Annotated in this window: 13 protein-coding genes; 4 read left to right on the top strand and 9 right to left on the bottom strand. The window is 43.5% G+C overall.

Annotated elements, in window-relative coordinates:
• Window positions 1–83: 83 nt before the first annotated feature.
• From KDM92_RS05910 to KDM92_RS05900, 3 genes are all read right to left on the bottom strand, one after another.
• On the bottom strand, window positions 84–2,111 hold the full coding sequence (locus tag KDM92_RS05910; RefSeq protein ID WP_212683484.1) for a hypothetical protein: 2,028 nt from the start codon (window positions 2,109–2,111) through the stop codon (window positions 84–86).
• A gap of 168 nt (window positions 2,112–2,279) precedes the next feature.
• On the bottom strand, window positions 2,280–3,671 hold the full coding sequence (locus tag KDM92_RS05905; protein WP_212683483.1) for a hypothetical protein: 1,392 nt from the start codon (window positions 3,669–3,671) through the stop codon (window positions 2,280–2,282).
• 1 nt (window position 3,672) lies between these two features.
• On the bottom strand, window positions 3,673–5,460 hold the full coding sequence (locus tag KDM92_RS05900) for a glutamine--tRNA ligase/YqeY domain fusion protein (RefSeq protein WP_212683482.1): 1,788 nt from the start codon (window positions 5,458–5,460) through the stop codon (window positions 3,673–3,675).
• Window positions 5,461–5,837: 377 nt separating this feature from the next.
• On the opposite strand from KDM92_RS05900, the gene KDM92_RS05895 reads away from it, so the two are divergent.
• Both KDM92_RS05895 and KDM92_RS05890 read left to right on the top strand, forming a co-directional pair.
• A complete protein-coding gene (locus tag KDM92_RS05895; protein ID WP_212683481.1) occupies window positions 5,838–6,701 on the top strand; it encodes a hypothetical protein in 864 nt (287 codons plus the stop codon).
• Between the two features lie 333 nt (window positions 6,702–7,034).
• On the top strand, window positions 7,035–9,281 hold the full coding sequence (locus KDM92_RS05890; RefSeq protein ID WP_212683480.1) for a carbohydrate binding family 9 domain-containing protein: 2,247 nt from the start codon (window positions 7,035–7,037) through the stop codon (window positions 9,279–9,281).
• A gap of 115 nt (window positions 9,282–9,396) precedes the next feature.
• On the opposite strand, the gene KDM92_RS05885 is transcribed toward KDM92_RS05890, so the two are convergent.
• From KDM92_RS05885 to KDM92_RS05875, 3 genes are all read right to left on the bottom strand, one after another.
• Window positions 9,397–9,852, bottom strand: coding sequence for a hypothetical protein (locus tag KDM92_RS05885; RefSeq protein ID WP_212683479.1), 456 nt, complete (start codon window positions 9,850–9,852; stop codon window positions 9,397–9,399).
• A 138-nt stretch (window positions 9,853–9,990) separates the two neighbouring features.
• Complete coding sequence (locus tag KDM92_RS05880) at window positions 9,991–10,605, bottom strand: DUF4124 domain-containing protein (RefSeq protein ID WP_212683478.1); 615 nt, start codon at window positions 10,603–10,605, stop codon at window positions 9,991–9,993.
• Between the two features lie 310 nt (window positions 10,606–10,915).
• Complete coding sequence (locus KDM92_RS05875; RefSeq protein ID WP_212683477.1) at window positions 10,916–11,854, bottom strand: methyltransferase domain-containing protein; 939 nt, start codon at window positions 11,852–11,854, stop codon at window positions 10,916–10,918.
• A 398-nt stretch (window positions 11,855–12,252) separates the two neighbouring features.
• Here KDM92_RS05875 and KDM92_RS05870 point away from each other — a divergent pair, with 398 nt between their 5' ends.
• Both KDM92_RS05870 and KDM92_RS05865 read left to right on the top strand, forming a co-directional pair.
• Entirely contained in the window at window positions 12,253–12,624 is a 372-nt protein-coding gene (locus KDM92_RS05870; protein WP_212683476.1) for a BlaI/MecI/CopY family transcriptional regulator, read from the top strand.
• Window positions 12,621–14,033, top strand: coding sequence for a M56 family metallopeptidase (locus KDM92_RS05865; protein WP_212683475.1), 1,413 nt, complete (start codon window positions 12,621–12,623; stop codon window positions 14,031–14,033). The genes KDM92_RS05870 and KDM92_RS05865 overlap by 4 nt, the downstream gene beginning before the upstream one ends.
• Before the next feature lie 89 nt (window positions 14,034–14,122).
• Here KDM92_RS05865 and KDM92_RS05860 read toward each other — a convergent pair whose 3' ends face one another.
• The 3 genes from KDM92_RS05860 to KDM92_RS05850 form a co-directional block, all read right to left on the bottom strand.
• Window positions 14,123–14,431 carry a DUF1272 domain-containing protein gene (locus tag KDM92_RS05860; protein WP_212683474.1) on the bottom strand — a complete coding sequence of 103 codons (309 nt, stop codon included), beginning with the start codon at window positions 14,429–14,431 and terminating at the stop codon, window positions 14,123–14,125.
• Between the two features lie 41 nt (window positions 14,432–14,472).
• On the bottom strand, window positions 14,473–14,880 hold the full coding sequence (locus KDM92_RS05855) for an SRPBCC family protein (protein ID WP_212683473.1): 408 nt from the start codon (window positions 14,878–14,880) through the stop codon (window positions 14,473–14,475).
• A 135-nt stretch (window positions 14,881–15,015) separates the two neighbouring features.
• A complete protein-coding gene (locus KDM92_RS05850; protein ID WP_212683472.1) occupies window positions 15,016–15,912 on the bottom strand; it encodes a DMT family transporter in 897 nt (298 codons plus the stop codon).
• Between the last annotated feature and the right edge of the window lie 14 nt (window positions 15,913–15,926).

Raw genomic sequence — 15,926 nt, 5'->3', positions numbered from 1 at the left:
TATGTCAAGACTTGACCCCATTTTTTTGACCCCGTGTTTCTGCACTTGATCGGGATGGATGTCGATTGATTTCATCCCGCATACTAGAATACTACATCAATTGTTTTTAAGATCTCTTCTAGATCGTCAACAGTCCTCATCCTAAAACTATTTCCCATTTTTAACCTATCAATCGGCGAAATGTCCTTGGGAACCAATCTACTAAAAACCACTTTCAAAGATGACGCATTTATCCCTGGGATCCGAATACTTTTGAATTCAAGCGTATTTCGGTTTTCTCGTATTTGTGGCGGTGTCGCAAGGTATTTACCTAGATTTAATTGAAGTTCAGACAAATCTTTGTAAACTTCATCCCATACTAAGTGCCTCACTATTCCTTTCTCGGAGACAGAAAAAATGGGAAATTCAGACTTTTCAAAATATGCAGTAAGAATTGCCTCATCACATACCGGAACATCAAAAATAGAAAATCCTGAATAAATCTTATTGCTATTGATAATTATCGGAATGATTTCCAATTTGGAGTCGCATTTCCATTTCAAGATCTCGATTATTTGATCTATATTTGAATCTACAAATGCCTTTTTACGGCGCGCTTGATTTGCTGCGTGCTCTAAGGTTTGAAGGGTATTATGACGAGAGATCGGTGAATCGGATGTAACGATAGATTTCGCTTCACCTAAAATTACAGTATTTCCGATTCGCATCAAGAAATCGATTTCCTCTTCACCAGTCGCTAATTTGAACCGTCTTGACGTTCCTTCGTTGTAGTCGGTAAGAAAACGATTTGACTTTGCGATCTCATTGATTTTTGAAATTAGATTTCCTTCATAATGATACCCCTTGCCGTCTAATGCAATATTAAGTGAAACTAACCAGTGTTCGATCACACGTAAAATATTTGGCGTTAAAAGCGCACTAACCATAAGACATACTTTTCCATCGCCAGTTCTTAATAATGGGTGACACCAAAGATCATCCTTTGATTTCTTATGGGTTAAAAAATTAAGAATTTTCAAGACTAATGCGAAGTCTTGATTTAGCGCTTTACATATCTTTAAACTTAACTCGTTTAGACTTATAACAGGGCAAAATTGAAGAAGTTTTTTTGAGGAATGAGCGCTATCATCTTTAGGAAACCGTTCAGAAAATTCGTTCGCGAGAAGCATGAGAATGCGAAATACATCTAATACTTCTATGATCGAAAAAGGCGCTGCCGAAGATTTAACATTTACAAAGGATTCTGGAAAGTGTTCTATTGCTTCCATTGAATGAATTCGAAAAAGTGCATTGGTGTACGCTAATTGTCTTGTCGAATTTTCTATCTTGCATATTTTTAATTCCCGTTTTTTTCCAGCGCCTTTTATCTCCAAAAAATTGTCATCCGCAAAATAATGTGTAAAAGCGTCTATATGAGCTATTGGTCCCGTGCTTAATCTTGCCTTCCGTAGCTTACTTACTTCAAACGCGACTTGGTTTTGATTATCCGGTTGAGAAATTTGAGCAATTTGTTCTGCCTTGTTTAGCCAACTAAATTCATATTCTTCCCACAACAAAGCATTCCAAAAGTATTCGTACATTGAATACAACTGCGAAATTTGGGTTTCATGATGGATGAATTCCATTACATCCATCGGATCCGAACCCATTCGTAGTGGTTTATTTTGAGAAAATCTTTCGACGCAAGAACTGATTGCTTTCTGAAACATATCTACACAACCATCTGCAACTTCCGATAGCGTCAATTCATTTCTCATCAAATTAGCATCGATGGTGACACTTGAAATATTTCGTTGCTTTACATTTTCTGACGACTTCCCATATTTTTCGATCACTGCGCGATCTCGATTCGAAATCGCACAATAATGCTTTAGCAGCTCAGAATTCGTTATATTTGGTGTGCTTTTCTGGTATAGAAGTTCAAGTTCTGTACGCAACTCAGAAAAAGTAGCGTGAAAAGCAAGACTAGCCTCGTAAAGTTTAACGTCATTGGGATCAGAGGATTTGCAATCTTCAAAAGCTTTATTCCATCGATCAAGTTCAAAACCGCGTTGAGATGGAGTCTTAATTTTATTTGAGCGAATAGTGTCTCTAAAGTTCTTGTTTGCCATGAAGTGTTTCCAAATGTAATGGTTTATCTTTTTAGGCTCTGGCAAGCAAAGTCTTTGGGCGCAGGTCTTGAATTTGCTGTTTATTGGGTTGATGTCGCATTCGAAGACTTGAACTAACTCTTCGTTTGATAGTGGGAGCCAAAGTGTGTGCAAACGTCCTCAATGGCTTTAGCTCGTGGTCCTGTATTGAGCCAACGATAGATTCGTTTGAAGCTTTTCTTTAGCCTGTTTGAATATTTCACTTGGTTGGCTAGGAAATTGGAGATTGTTAAGCGCAAGCTCAATGTCTTCTTTGGTAATGAGTAAAACTTCATTTTTTAGCAAAAATGCAGCTTCGTCGATTATTTGTGCTTTAGGTAAGTTTACTACTAATACAAGAAGTAAGTTCTCATTGTTGATACCTTGTCCGAACGAATTAGTCAAAATTGGGAATTTACGATCGACCAATTTCCCTGCTTTAGCTCGTAGATCTGAAATCTTTGTAGTGCATTCAATGATAACGAAATATTGTTGGGAAATATCGAGAATTAGATCTGGGGCATCTGTCAGAAGAAGAGGGGGATTTAAAGGCGTAACGCCCAATAGATATGCCAGCGTAGCGATCCCCGATTCGAGGTATCGTGATTCTTTCGATGTGGAAAAGAGTGAATCCTTTAGGACCCTGAGATCTTTGTCGTATTGGATGTAAGTCTGAAGACGCGGGTTTAAACTTCTAGTTTGGTCGAAAACAAAATAGCGAGAGACGGTCGTTTTTCCCGCTGAAAGTAATAATTCAACACTAGACGCATTTTCTAATGTCAGTTTGCATTGGCCGATATCGATTTGCTCCTGGGTTTTCCAATCGACTTGATCTCCGATTTGACATCGACGATCAAGTCGTGGGTTTGGAAAAATTCTGATTCCGAGGTTAATATCTTCAACGGGAAATTTTGTGTTCTTCGCGAGTGAAACATTCAATTCGCCGTCTTCTAGGCTGCACTTGCTTGGATCAAGTGTGACAGGGGGGTGAATCGAAATGATGATACTTTGAACTTGGGGTAGCTGATTTGAGTTTTCAAATCCAAAAAAACTCAAAACGTCAGCCAATCCATCAAACGGAGTATCTAGGCAACGTAAATCATCATTTATTTTTTTTAAGTTAGCTATGAAAGGCAAGTAGTGTGATTGCCCCCCGACGATTTCTAATTTGGGAATAAAATCGCTTGGTTCAAAAAAAGGAGATGGTCCACTGTAGCTCGGTTTGTCGTTCGATTCGTTACGAAGCAAACTAACAATCTCTGAGTAAATAGGTACATTCCCGATTAGTAGGTCGGAAATAAAAGTTTCAATTTCTTCGGGTGAGACATTTTTTTGAATACTCCCAACTCGTAAATCTGGCGTCGAAATTTCTGAATGAACGGGTTCGGGATACGTCCATGAGGTTAACTGGAAATGTGCCTTAACACATTTCCATTCTTCATTTACGCGAATCAAAACGAATTGATAATTGATTCCTGATAGACCAACGAGCCATCGATTTAGGTTTTCACGAAAATCGTTCAACGCTATAGAATTTTGCAAATTACTTCCCCCACGAATCCTTCAAAGTAGTAACCCGATTAAACACAGGTTTCGCCTTCACAGAATCCACACGATCCGCCACAAAGTAACCATGGCGTTCAAACTGCAAACGCGTATCTGGTTCGACGTTGACCATGCCTGGTTCCACATAAGCACGAATTGTTTCTAACGACGATGGATTCAACAAAGCCATGAAGTCTTTGCCACCTGCATCTGGATTCGCGTCGGTGAATAAGCGGTCGTACAAGCGGACTTCGACTTCTAAGGAATCCGACACGCTGACCCAGTGGATGTTGCCTTTGACTTTGTAATTGGCACTGCCTTCTGTGCCGGATTTACTGTCGGGGAAGTAGTTGCAATGGACGGCGATGACGTTGCCGTTCTCGTCTTTGTCGCAGCCTGTGCATTCGACGACGTAGCCGTAACGCAAGCGCACTTTGTTGCCTGGGAAGAGGCGGAAGTAGCCTTTTGTTGGTTCTTCCATGAAGTCTTCTTGTTCTATCCACAGTTCTTTGCTGATTGTGAATTCACGGTTGCCGAGCTCTGGGTGGTGTGGATGGATAGGTGCGGTACACGCGACTGCTTCACCTTCAGGGAAGTTGTCGATGATCAGTTTGAGTGGACGCAAGACGGCGGTGGCGCGTGGTGCTTTCGGGTCGAGGTCGTCACGCAATGCGCCTTCTAAGGTGCTGTAGTCGATCCAGCCATCGGACTTAGAAACACCGATGCGGTCGCAGAAGAGTTGAATCGCTTCGGGTGTGTAGCCGCGACGACGGATACCGACGATGGTCGGCATGCGTGGGTCGTCCCAACCGCTGACAATGTTTTGTTCGACGAGTTGGCGCAGCTTACGTTTGGAGGTGACGACATAGGTCAAATTCAAACGCGCGAATTCGTATTGTTGTGGCACGGGTTGTTTGAAGAATCCACCTTCGGCGGCACGGGCGATGATCCAGTCGTAGAACGGGCGGTGATCTTGGAATTCCAAAGTACAGATCGAGTGCGTGATGTTTTCAATTGCGTCTTCGAGTGGATGCGCGTAATCGTACATCGGGTAGATGCACCATTTGTCGCCGGTGTTGTGGTGGTGCGCGTGACGAATACGATAGATCGCTGGGTCGCGCATGTTCATGTTTGGTGAGGCCATGTCGATTTTAGCGCGCAAAATGTGGGCACCATCGGCAAATTCACCAGCCTTCATGCGGCGGAATAAATCTAAAGATTCAGCTGCTGGACGATCGCGGAAAGGCGAGTTCACACCGGGCTTGGAGAAGTCACCACGATTGGCAGCCATGTCTTCAGCGCTTTGGCTATCGACATAGGCGTGGCCTGATTCGATCAAGTATTCGGCAATCGCGTAGAAAGTGTCGAAGTAGTTGCTGGCGTAGTAGAGGTGGCTGCCGCCAGTGTAGCTCTCACCGTTCTTGTCGCCGTAGTTCCAATCGAAGCCCAACCATTTGACGCTGTCCATGATGGTGTCGACGTATTCTTGATCTTCTTTTTCTGGATTGGTGTCGTCGAAACGCAAGTGGCAGCGACCTTGGTAGTCACGCGCTAAACCAAAGTTCAAGCAAATCGATTTGGCATGACCAATGTGCAAATAGCCATTCGGTTCAGGCGGGAAACGCGTGATCACATTCGGCAAGCCGTCGCGTGTGTATTTGCCGTCGGCGAGATCGCGGTCGATGATGCCGCGTAAGAAGTTAGAAATAACCGGCGCGTCTGTTGGTTTGCTATCTGGTTTGCTTTCTGGCTTGCGATCTGATTTGTTATCTGGCTTGTTACTCATTATGAAAATCTTTGCAAAAAAATGTGGTAGATACTTGATTGGCAAACATTTTACCGCAGGGCAGCATATTTAGGCGGTTTTGGGCTTGCGTTGTCGTTTGTTATGCGTATTTTAGGGTGAGCTTAGACCGAAGTTACAGCTTTGTTAGAACTAACTACGATGCGGATAGTTAGCCGCTCGTCTGTTTTGCCCGGTAATTTTTACAACAAGCATGTTGTTAGCAAGTAAAAGCGCATACAAATTTGAACAGCTTAGTCTAAATGACTGATTCCAATTTTTATATGATTCAATATAATACAGCCCACTTTGCAACAACTAAATGTAATTGCTCAATTCTTACTAGCTTTTCTGCCACTTTTTTTAAGACGCTTTCCATTATGACCAACAAGAAAAATCTAGCTGCATCGAACAAATTAAGTCGCTCTCATTTGGTATCGCGTTTGAAATCAAGAATCGAGAAAGACGGTTATCCGCGCCTGCAAATGATGTTGATGGTGATGATGACGGGATTGATTGGGTTTTTAAGCTCTTTCATTTTGTTGCACTCTGGTATGCAAACAATGTGGCTGCGTTATTTGTGTGCGTTTGGGATTGCTTACGTCGGTTTTATTGGCCTACTGCGGGTCTGGCTGGTGACGCAGCGCGAGCAAGTGGCGGATGTGACAGAGGCTGTGTTGGATATCGCTTATCACGCTTCGCGCCCTAGCTCAGGCACAGGGAGTCAATTTAGCGGGCAGGGTGGTGATTTTGGTGGTGGTGGCACGAGTGCATCGTTTGATAGTGCCAGTTCGCCTTCTGAAGGTTTGATCGATTTGAGTGAGGCCGGCAATACGGCGAGTTCAGTAAGCACTGGTGGTAGTGGCGGCGGCAGTAGTGGAAGTAGTGGAATCGGTAATGCTTTATCTGGTGCAGGTGATGCGGATGAATTGGTAATTCCATTGGCGGTTGCTGCGTTTGTGTTGGCTTTGCTGCTATCAACTTTGTATGTGGTGTATTCTGCACCGATGTTGTTGGCGGAATTGAGCGTTGATTTTTTATTGGCGACTGGTCTCTATCGTCGCTTAAAAAAGATTCCTGAAACAGCGTGGCTAGGGACAGCGATCAAAAAGACAATTTGGCCTTTCTTAATCACAGCTGTGGTGATTAGTGGCTCTGGCTGGGTATTGCAGAATTCAGCGCCAGGTGCGAATACCTTGTCAGAGGTACTGAAGTATCACGAAGCGCATCAAGATGATAAGTAAATAAGTAAATCGGTATAAGCTATTTGCAATTTTGGTGTGTGTATAGTCTGAATAGTCTGGAACTTTTCTGTTTTGTTAGGTTCATATTGACTTGGTGTTTTGCTTTGCCAGTGTTGGTTTGGCTTTGTCACAGATGTCTTGCGGAATTTTTTTTCGCTGTTTCTGAACTTCCCTCATCCCCGGCCCTTCTCCCGCTTGCGGGAGAAGGGCGTGTTAATTTGAATTTGTTGAGTTGCACTCGTTTGCGCGCTAGAAAATTATTCTAAATAAGCACTCTGAATTAGCTTCGCCTTCAATCCTATTCTTGTAGTTGGATTCTTTTTTTAAAATTGTATGTTCAGACGTATGTTGAAAAAAGCTGCGACGCAAACGCTGCTCGCAACTTGTTTATCGTTGATGATCTCTGCTGCGTATGCACAGACTGATCTGATCGTGCCGCGTGCTAAAACGCCACCACAATTGCAAGATTATGTCGGACGCGTACCTGCTGAGGCTGGCTTTGTGGTGCGTGATTTTAGGCAGCGCACTCCTGGCGATGGTAATCCTGCCTCATTGGCGACGACTGCCTATTTGTCGTTTGATGAGACGCATTTTTATGCTGTATTTGTTGCAAAGGATGATCCTAAAAATGTACGCGCGCGAATTGCCAAGCGTGAAGATTTTGACGGTGATGATTTTGTGATTTTAGAGCTCGATACCTTTCACGATAAACGCCGTGCATTTTCTTTTTTTGTGAATCCTTATGGCGTACAAATGGATTCAAAACGTATCGAAGGCCTTGAGTTAGATAAAAATTTTGATACGCAATGGCAGTCGGATGGGCAATTAACAGACGATGGTTATGTGGTGCGTATCGCGATTCCATTGAAGAGCTTGCGCTTCAAAAACGCTGATGTGCAAACTTGGGGCGTGACACTTGGGCGAGTGATTGCACGTTTGAGTGAAGAATCGTTTTGGCCGCATATTTCTAAACAAGTTGCGGGCTTTGTGCCCCAAGCCGCAACGATGCAAATTCCTGAAAGACTGAGCGCTGGTCGTAACGCGCAAGTGAATCCATTTGTGTATTTGGGTAACTCACGTATCTTGAATGCCGATGTGCCGACATCACCTGTTTGGCTGCAAGATAATAAGGTGCAAGCTGGTTTAGATGCCAAGTGGGTGATTGGTGATGCGAGTGCGATTGATTTAACGATTAAACCAGATTTTAGTGAAGTGGAGTCAGACGAGCCGCAGATTGTGGTTGGTAAACGTTATGAAGTTTTGTTCCCCGAGAAGCGCCCATTCTTTCTTGAGAACGCAGGTTTTTTTCATACACCAACGCCTTTGTTTTTCTCGCGTCGAATTGCGCAACCACAGGCGGGTTTGCGTATTACTGGACGTCAGGATTCTTGGGCCTATGGTGGCTTGTTGATCGATGATCATGCGGCAGGCGAAGATGCGAGCGAAAATGCAAAAGCAAAGATTGCGATGGCGAGGGTGCAAAATGATTTGAGCCATGATCTTGCATTGGGCGGTCTCTTCACCGATCGCCGCTTGAATCAAGATCATGTTCGTCAACGCGATACCGTTGCTGGCATCGATGGACGATTTCAGTTAGATGATAATTGGATTCTTCAAGCACAATTCGCACGTAGCCAAACTGATCTTGATGGCAAAAAACTGCAAGGCCATTTGGGTTATCTGGAGGCCAAACATCAAGGCAAGCATCTCGAATATTTGGCGAAATACTCAGATATCAGTCAGAACTTTGCCAGCAGTTTGGCGTTCTTGCCGCGCACTGATCTCAAGCAATTGCAACAAGAAGCAATGTACCTTTGGCATTTAGACGCTTACACAGATTTACAGCGTATTGGATTTATTGGAAATAGCACATTGTCGCGCGACCAAACAAATCAAATGCAAGATTGGTCGGCGGACCTTGGTGTGTTGGCCGAGGGGAGTCGTGATTCTTGGTTAGAAATATTCTCACGCCATGGCTACGAAAAATATGCAGGCCAAGATTATCGCAAACAAGGTTGGTTGGTGAACACCGGCACAAGCTGGCTTAGCTGGCTCAGCGTGATGACCGAATTTGGAGCAATCGATAGTATCAATTACACGCCTGCTGCTGGCGTGACGAATTTACTTGGTAAGGGGCGTAGCATTGATTTGACGTTGACTTTCAAACCGCATCCGCAATGGCGTATTGAAGAAAAACTCTTGTGGAATGATTTGCGCAATAGTCAATCTGGACAGTCAAGCCAATCAAATGAAGCAACTTCGGTGTATCGCAATTTGATGTGGAGGACTAAGCTTAGCTATCAACATAATCGCTTTTTGGGTGTACGTTTGATTGCAGACTATCATCAGCTTGCTGCAAATCCGCGTTTGAGTAGCTTAGAATCTGGCAAACAACTCAATACCGATTTGCAGCTGAGTTATCTGCTATCACCAGGAACAAGCTTGATCGCGGGCTATGGAAATCGACAAGAGAACTTGGCATTGATTGGTAATCCAGCTTATTTGCAGCGCACCGCTGATCTCTCATTACGCACAGGGCGGCGTGCGTTTATCAAATTAAATTACTTGTATCAGCTTTAGTACTAACTGAAATATCAGCTGAAGTATCAACTTTAAATAAGATGAAAGAAAATCGCCTTAGTGGATTAACACTAAGGCGATTTGCATTTAGGCTGCGTGGGTTTTTGGAATGTACTTATTGAATAACCTTGATCGCAAACACATCAGAATCTTTTTGCAAACAGCCGGTGTCGCGTAGCTTTCTTCTAAATGCCAATGTGTCTTCCAAGTCTTTACTATCAAAATCTCGTTGCGCTCTTAAGATGGCTTTATTACTTTGCTTAGGATCGATTTGTAATTGAAGTTTGTCGTTATCTAAAAAAAGTTGGCGGCAGCCTTCGATTAATTTGATATCAGTCGAATCCATCACAAATTCAAATTGCATTTTTTTTGCTTGCTCAGTTGCTTGAGCTGGTTCGTTTGCTGATGGCTTAGATGGCGCTGTCGCTGGTTTAGTTGCCTCTGCTGTATTCGTTGCCGTAGATTTGGGGGCAGAACCTGTCAGCGAAATATTGTCTTTTAATGTGTAGATTTGCACTGTGTAATAGGCGATGCCGAGGGCACATAGAAGAATGATGATAATGCGTGTCATGGTGCTTATTCCGTGCAGAGTTGATGTGGTGGTCTACTTAAAACAATGCGCCAGACTCAGCTGGCGCACGATAATTTTACTAACTTCTTGCAAACTATTTTTTTGTGCTCATCAGATTATGTTGAGCGTATTTTAGCTTCAATACTCTCGCCAAGATTTTTCTTCACGCGTAGGCAATATTTTTAACTTATGATTAATTGTTTTGGTGTCTTGCGGAGAAATTTTATGGCTAAAGTGACGCTTTAAAAAATCCCACATGTCTTTTTCTATCGACTCACATTGCAAAACTGCACGACTTTTTCTCACATGTCGATTGGCATATTCAAGATCATCTGCTTCTGTTTGCTTGGTGTTTTTTTCATAGCGACCGTAGCGATCATAGTAGCGTCCAGTGTTTCTTTTTTTGTCTTCGATTTGCTCTTGGGTGCGTTCAAATTCGTTGATCGGTAAAGTGCAGTTTTCTTTGAAAACCGTTTCTAGCTCTAAGTTGGCAGCGCGATAGCATTGAGAATTACGGTGTGATAAAACCCAGCAACTTTTTTCTAAGCTCAATTGACCGTTCAAATTAGAAGCTCGCTTGATCGCTTCGGTTTCTTTGATCTCGGTTGATTTGCCATCGACTTTGCTGGCACATGGCGCATCTGTATAGATAGACTTGCCATCTGCCGTAACGCATTTGCGCATTTGTGCCTGTGCGGACAAGCTGCTAACAATCAACAAAGAGAAAAAAACGAGTTGAAGTAGTTTTATCATTTTAGAAATTTATTTAAAAATATTAGCTGATGTTGAATACGTATTTGGTAAGTCAATTACGAAACACAAGCCGATGATTATACTGAAACGACACAACACTGCACAGCGTATTTTTGTGCAATTTTTTAAATAGATAAAACTGTATTTTTATGCTGTATTTGGGTGCAAAAAACTGACGATTTTGTTTGCGAGATCGGGTGTTTAATAAGCTTGTAGCGTGTGCGGGGGGAATTACATCCCTCCGCGCGAATGGCGAGAAGGATGTATCTGATCTGGCTAAAATGCTATTTGGTTCAACTAAGCCTGCGGCTTACGCTTCAACCAAGCTAACTTGCGCTTGTGTTTGTACTTGCTCTTGCTGCAGTTTCGACAGCACACTCACTTTAATATTGTTTTGCAAGGAATCGATAGAACCGCCGGTGCGATATTGAAAACTTACGCGGATCACATCGCCAGCTACCACATCGATAGGATTGGCTAAAGGCAGTGCCATGTAGTGATTGAGCCAGTCGATGGTTGAATTGGTTTCCATGACGACAGCCAGTACGTTCTTGGTAATGAATCGCAAAGCACTGAGTTTGCCACTTTGCTCAATTAAGATGTCTCCTTCCCAACGCACCCATAAATCATTGGTTTCGCAAAAGTCGATGATTTTATATAGAGCAGGTTGACCTAACTCTAACGTATCGGCGGTGAATACGCCACCCAATTGGAATTGAATAATTGGCGCTTGAAAGCCTGAGAAATCATAGCGTTGTTGTAGCGGCTGCACCGCCATTAAGATCGCTTCTGGAATAAATACCGGCATTTTGATACCAGGGAATTTATCGGCATAGCGACGTTTAAAATTTTCGATTACTTCGACTTGTTTTTCCCGCAGCATCGCGACGTGGATCATTTCGCAGATAACAAAATCAACCGGCTCTGGCGGCAAGTATTCAAACGCATCAGCGTGAATGACTTCAACACGATCACCATGCTGATTCATCGACAATAATCGACGCGCTTCAACAACCATATCTGGATTAAACTCGACGCAATACACCTTGGACGCAGATTGCGCGGCAAACCACGACAAGACCCCGGTACCGCCACCGAGTTCGAGCACGCGCGCACCTTCAAACACATGGCGCTGAATCGCTGCCTTAAAATTATCCATACGATTCGCATCCATCAACATATTGTGATGATATTGCAGGGGAATAAACTGCCCGAGATAGCAACTCTCTGCTTCGCGTTCGACTAACATGGTCTTCCTTCCATCAAAAGATTGAGATCGCACTGCCGATACATCAGAACCCGCAGTAGTGAATGCCAGTTGGCGCTAAAAGTGTTCGCCAATGACAGAATTATCTGGTTTCTTGAAAGAAGCGAAGGGCAGAGTTGCGAGGTGTTTCTCTATCAATTCGGCTTTTGACTTGGTTTGGGTTTTTCATTGATCTTGATTTGAGATGAATAATTAATGCAAAAAACAACATTCTTATTTAAATCTACGAAACTCTTCGTATATAGTGATGAAAACCTACGAATTATTTCGTAGATTAGGTATTTGTAAGGCATTATGTCGCTTACCAGCTTGAGCGAACTTAGTTGGATTCGAAATTAGGCTCAACAAGTTCGCTTTCAAAAAAATATAGGAAATAAACGATGGCAACTCCGACTGCATCTGAATTAGAAATTTTGGCGATCTTGTGGCGACTGGGTGAAAGCAAGATTCAGGCAGTCAATGATGAGCTATGTAAATTGCGACCAGTCGGTTACACCACGACGCTAAAAACCATGCAAATCATGGAGCAGAAAGGTTTGTTAGGGCGTAAAAAAGATGGCAAGAGTCATATCTACTTCCCCTTAGAGCAACAGCATGAGACGCAAATTACGCTGGTCGATCGTTTATTACAAACTGCGTTTGGTGGATCTAAATCGAGCATGGTTATGCGTTTGTTTGAAGATAAAAAAGCGACCAAGGAAGAACTAGCAGAAATCAAAGCATTTCTAAAAAAGATGGAAGCTGATAAATGAAGCTAGTTGAACTGGTAGATATCTTCGGCATTGATGTCTTGCATGCACTCGCATGGACTTTAGTGCATTCACTTTGGCAAGCCGCTTTGCTCGCCATTGGCGTCATGATCTGCATCGCGTTTACTCGTAGCAATCAAGCCGCATTACGCCATAACATCATCACGCTTGGCATGGGGCTAGGGTGGGGATGGAGTATCACCACCTTTTTTTCGTATTTTCAAAAAAGTGTATTGATGGTGCGTTTTAGTGAGCAAGGTGGCGTGACATCCATCATTCCGCTCAATGGCGAGTCCGACTTTTTTGCGAATGTTAGTCTAGTGGTGAATCAACATTTATCACTGTTAGTTTTGAGTTGGTGTCTTGGATTTGCGGCGATTAGTGGTTTCGCGATTTATGCTTGGGCACTAGGTAGAAATCTGGCCAAGCAAGGAACCGATGCATTCAGCAAAGAGTGGGAGGAGAAATTCTATGCTTTAGCTCGGCAACTCGGTATTCATAAAAAACTCACTTTTCTGCTTTCAAGCAAGATTCATGTGCCATGTGTAATTGGCTACATGAAACCAGTCATTTTATTGCCCGCGAGCTTAATGTTGGGGATGAGTCCGCAACAAATTGAAGTGATTGTATTGCATGAACTCGCGCACATTCGCCGTCACGATGTGCTGGCGGCGTACTTGCAGAGTCTTACTAAAGCGGCTTATTTTTTCAATCCATGTATGTTGTGGATGAATATGAAGTTAGATCAAGAGCGCGAAAATGCTTGTGATGATTTGGCAGTCCGTGTTTGTCAAAACCCTTTGTTGTATGCACAAACTTTGCATCACTACGCAGAAATGCATACGCATTTCTTATCCACCACCACATCTCTTATCGGGAGAAAAAACATGTTGAAGCACAGAATACAAAGATTATTTCCGAGTCCAAAAACACATACGAGTAATGCGAAGAAATTGATGAGCATGATCGTGCTTTTCAGTATGGGCATGAGTACCGCCGCCTTTGCTTGGATGCAATTAGATAAGCGTGGCACCTTCAATCTAAGTGTAAAGAATTTGCCGATCAACAGCGTGCTAAAGCAGGCGGAACAAGCATGTCCTGGCAGTACAAAGCAAATTCAATTGCGACAACCTGAACAGCCTATTACTCTGAGTTTTTCTAATTTAGCTTGTACAGATATTCCAGCAATCTTTGCCGATATCGAAGAACGATTTGGTATGAAATTTACGAAAGTACAGTTTAGCGAAGCACTCAAAGTATTACAGCAGCAATGCCCAGCGGTATTTCGTGATGTTCGACTAAAAAATCCAACTGCGCTTTATAGCGTCAATATGGTCGATGTGACTTGTTTAGAAGTGTTAAGTTCAGTGGCCGCCTTTGATGCCAAACCAGATTTGCAATCGGCTGAGTGAGGTGAAAAGCGGATTGTTTTAATCCGCTGTTTCCACATAAGGTTTGAAGCAATTCAAAATGGTCTGCCAGACTTGTTGTTGCAGTTTCATTAGCGCTTCTCTGGCGGTATTGATTTGATATCGGCTGCAAATCGTGCATGGGTTTCAAGATCGATAGGCCGGTGTTTGACCACGGTGCTCGCTGGGTACTTGCCAAGATAATTGTCGCCTTTCCAATTTTTCGATGGTCTGATTGGCCTGTGCACAAAACCTCCACCACAATTAGGACAGACATTGATTAAGATTGTGTCGACACACGTGGCGCAGAACGTGCATTCATAAGTACAGATGCGCGCCTCAAGTGACTCGGGTGGTAATAATTTGTTGCAGTGCTCACAGCTTGGTCTAAGTTCAAGCATGAAGTTTCTCGTCCATAAAGGTTAAGGATTGGTTCAACGAATTAGTTCAAGGATTCCACATAGCGCTTGAAATTATTCAAAATCGCTTGCCAGCCTTGCTGTTGCTGTTCTGGCGAGTAAGTGGTTTCCGCTTCAAACGTAATATCGAGTTTGACGCCATCTTCGGAGTCTGCAAATTGAATCGTCGCTTTGCGGTCACCGAATGTATATTCAATCAACTTATGCTCGACGATTTTGGTGAAGGTACCTGCAAAATCAAATCCCATGCTGCCGTCTTTTGCTTCCATACGAGACGAGAACTGACCGCCTTCGCGCAAGTCGACAGTCGAGGCGGTAGTGTGCCAATCATCGGATGCAGCATTCCAATTTTTGATATGTTCTGGCGCATTGTAGAGTGTCCATACTTTGGCGATGGGGGCGGCGATGATGGTTTCGACTGTGATGTTCATAATGTTGTCTCCGTTAAATTTTCATTAAAACTAGGACTTAAGTACAAGCGATGTGGCGGTCGTTAAATTTGCCTCGTCAGTGCTTTGTGATTGAGTCCTTAGCTATTTTTGGTTTGCATATTATTACATGCAAGATTACTGTGACCAGCGCTTTAAGAAGGGAAGTTTTTTTAGTAATCCCAATGACATTGCGGTAGCGAGTAAGACGATCAAGATACCAGCGATAATCCCGGGTGTGATCGGTTCATCGAGCAGCAACCATGCCCAAATGGATGCCGTCGCAGGGATTAAGAAAGTGACTGTCACTGCTTTGCTAGCACCTTCAGTTGAGATCAGATGAAAGAACAAAGCATAGGCAATCCCTGTACAAACGATCCCCAGAATCACAACAGAAACCAGTGCGCTGCTAGTGCCATATTCGATCGCATGCGGTACCGATGGCAGCGCAAATGGCAGTAATGCGAGCGCGGCAGCGAATTGGCTACCCGCAGCGGTGGCTAGTGATGGAATTTCTTTGGCATACATGCGTGTGTAGGTTGCTGCAAAGCCGTAATTAATCGATGCTCCCATGCCCGCTAACACGCCAGCAATGACTAAAGGCGTGACGCTGACAGGGCCGATTCCAACTAAAACTGCAACGCCAAATAAGCCTAAGACGAATGCACTAATGCGTAACCAACTTAAACGCTCGCCCAGCATAATGAAGCCAAACACCGCAGTAAAAATTGGCGCCAGTGAATTCATGGTTGCCATGTACGCAGATGGGATATGCAGTGCCGACCAAGCGAATAAACTAAATGGAATCGCCGTGTTGCCCAAACCGATTACCAAGTAGGTCTTTGCATTTTTCTTCCAATGGAATTCGACACCACGCTGGCGGGCAAACAGGTAGATCGCAAATGCGCCTAAACTAGCTCGCCCAAACGTCGTTAGTATCGGGCCGAATACGGGGGAGGCGATACGCATCAGCATAAAGCTAGTGCCCCAAATTAATGCTAGTAATACGAGTCGAGTTAAATTCGATGTGGACATGTGGGTTCTTTTTC

This window comes from Affinundibacterium baiyunense (assembly GCF_018139645.1).
Taxonomy (GTDB): domain Bacteria; phylum Pseudomonadota; class Gammaproteobacteria; order Burkholderiales; family Burkholderiaceae_D; genus Undibacterium; species Undibacterium baiyunense.
This window is presented reverse-complemented; position numbering and strand designations above follow the sequence as displayed.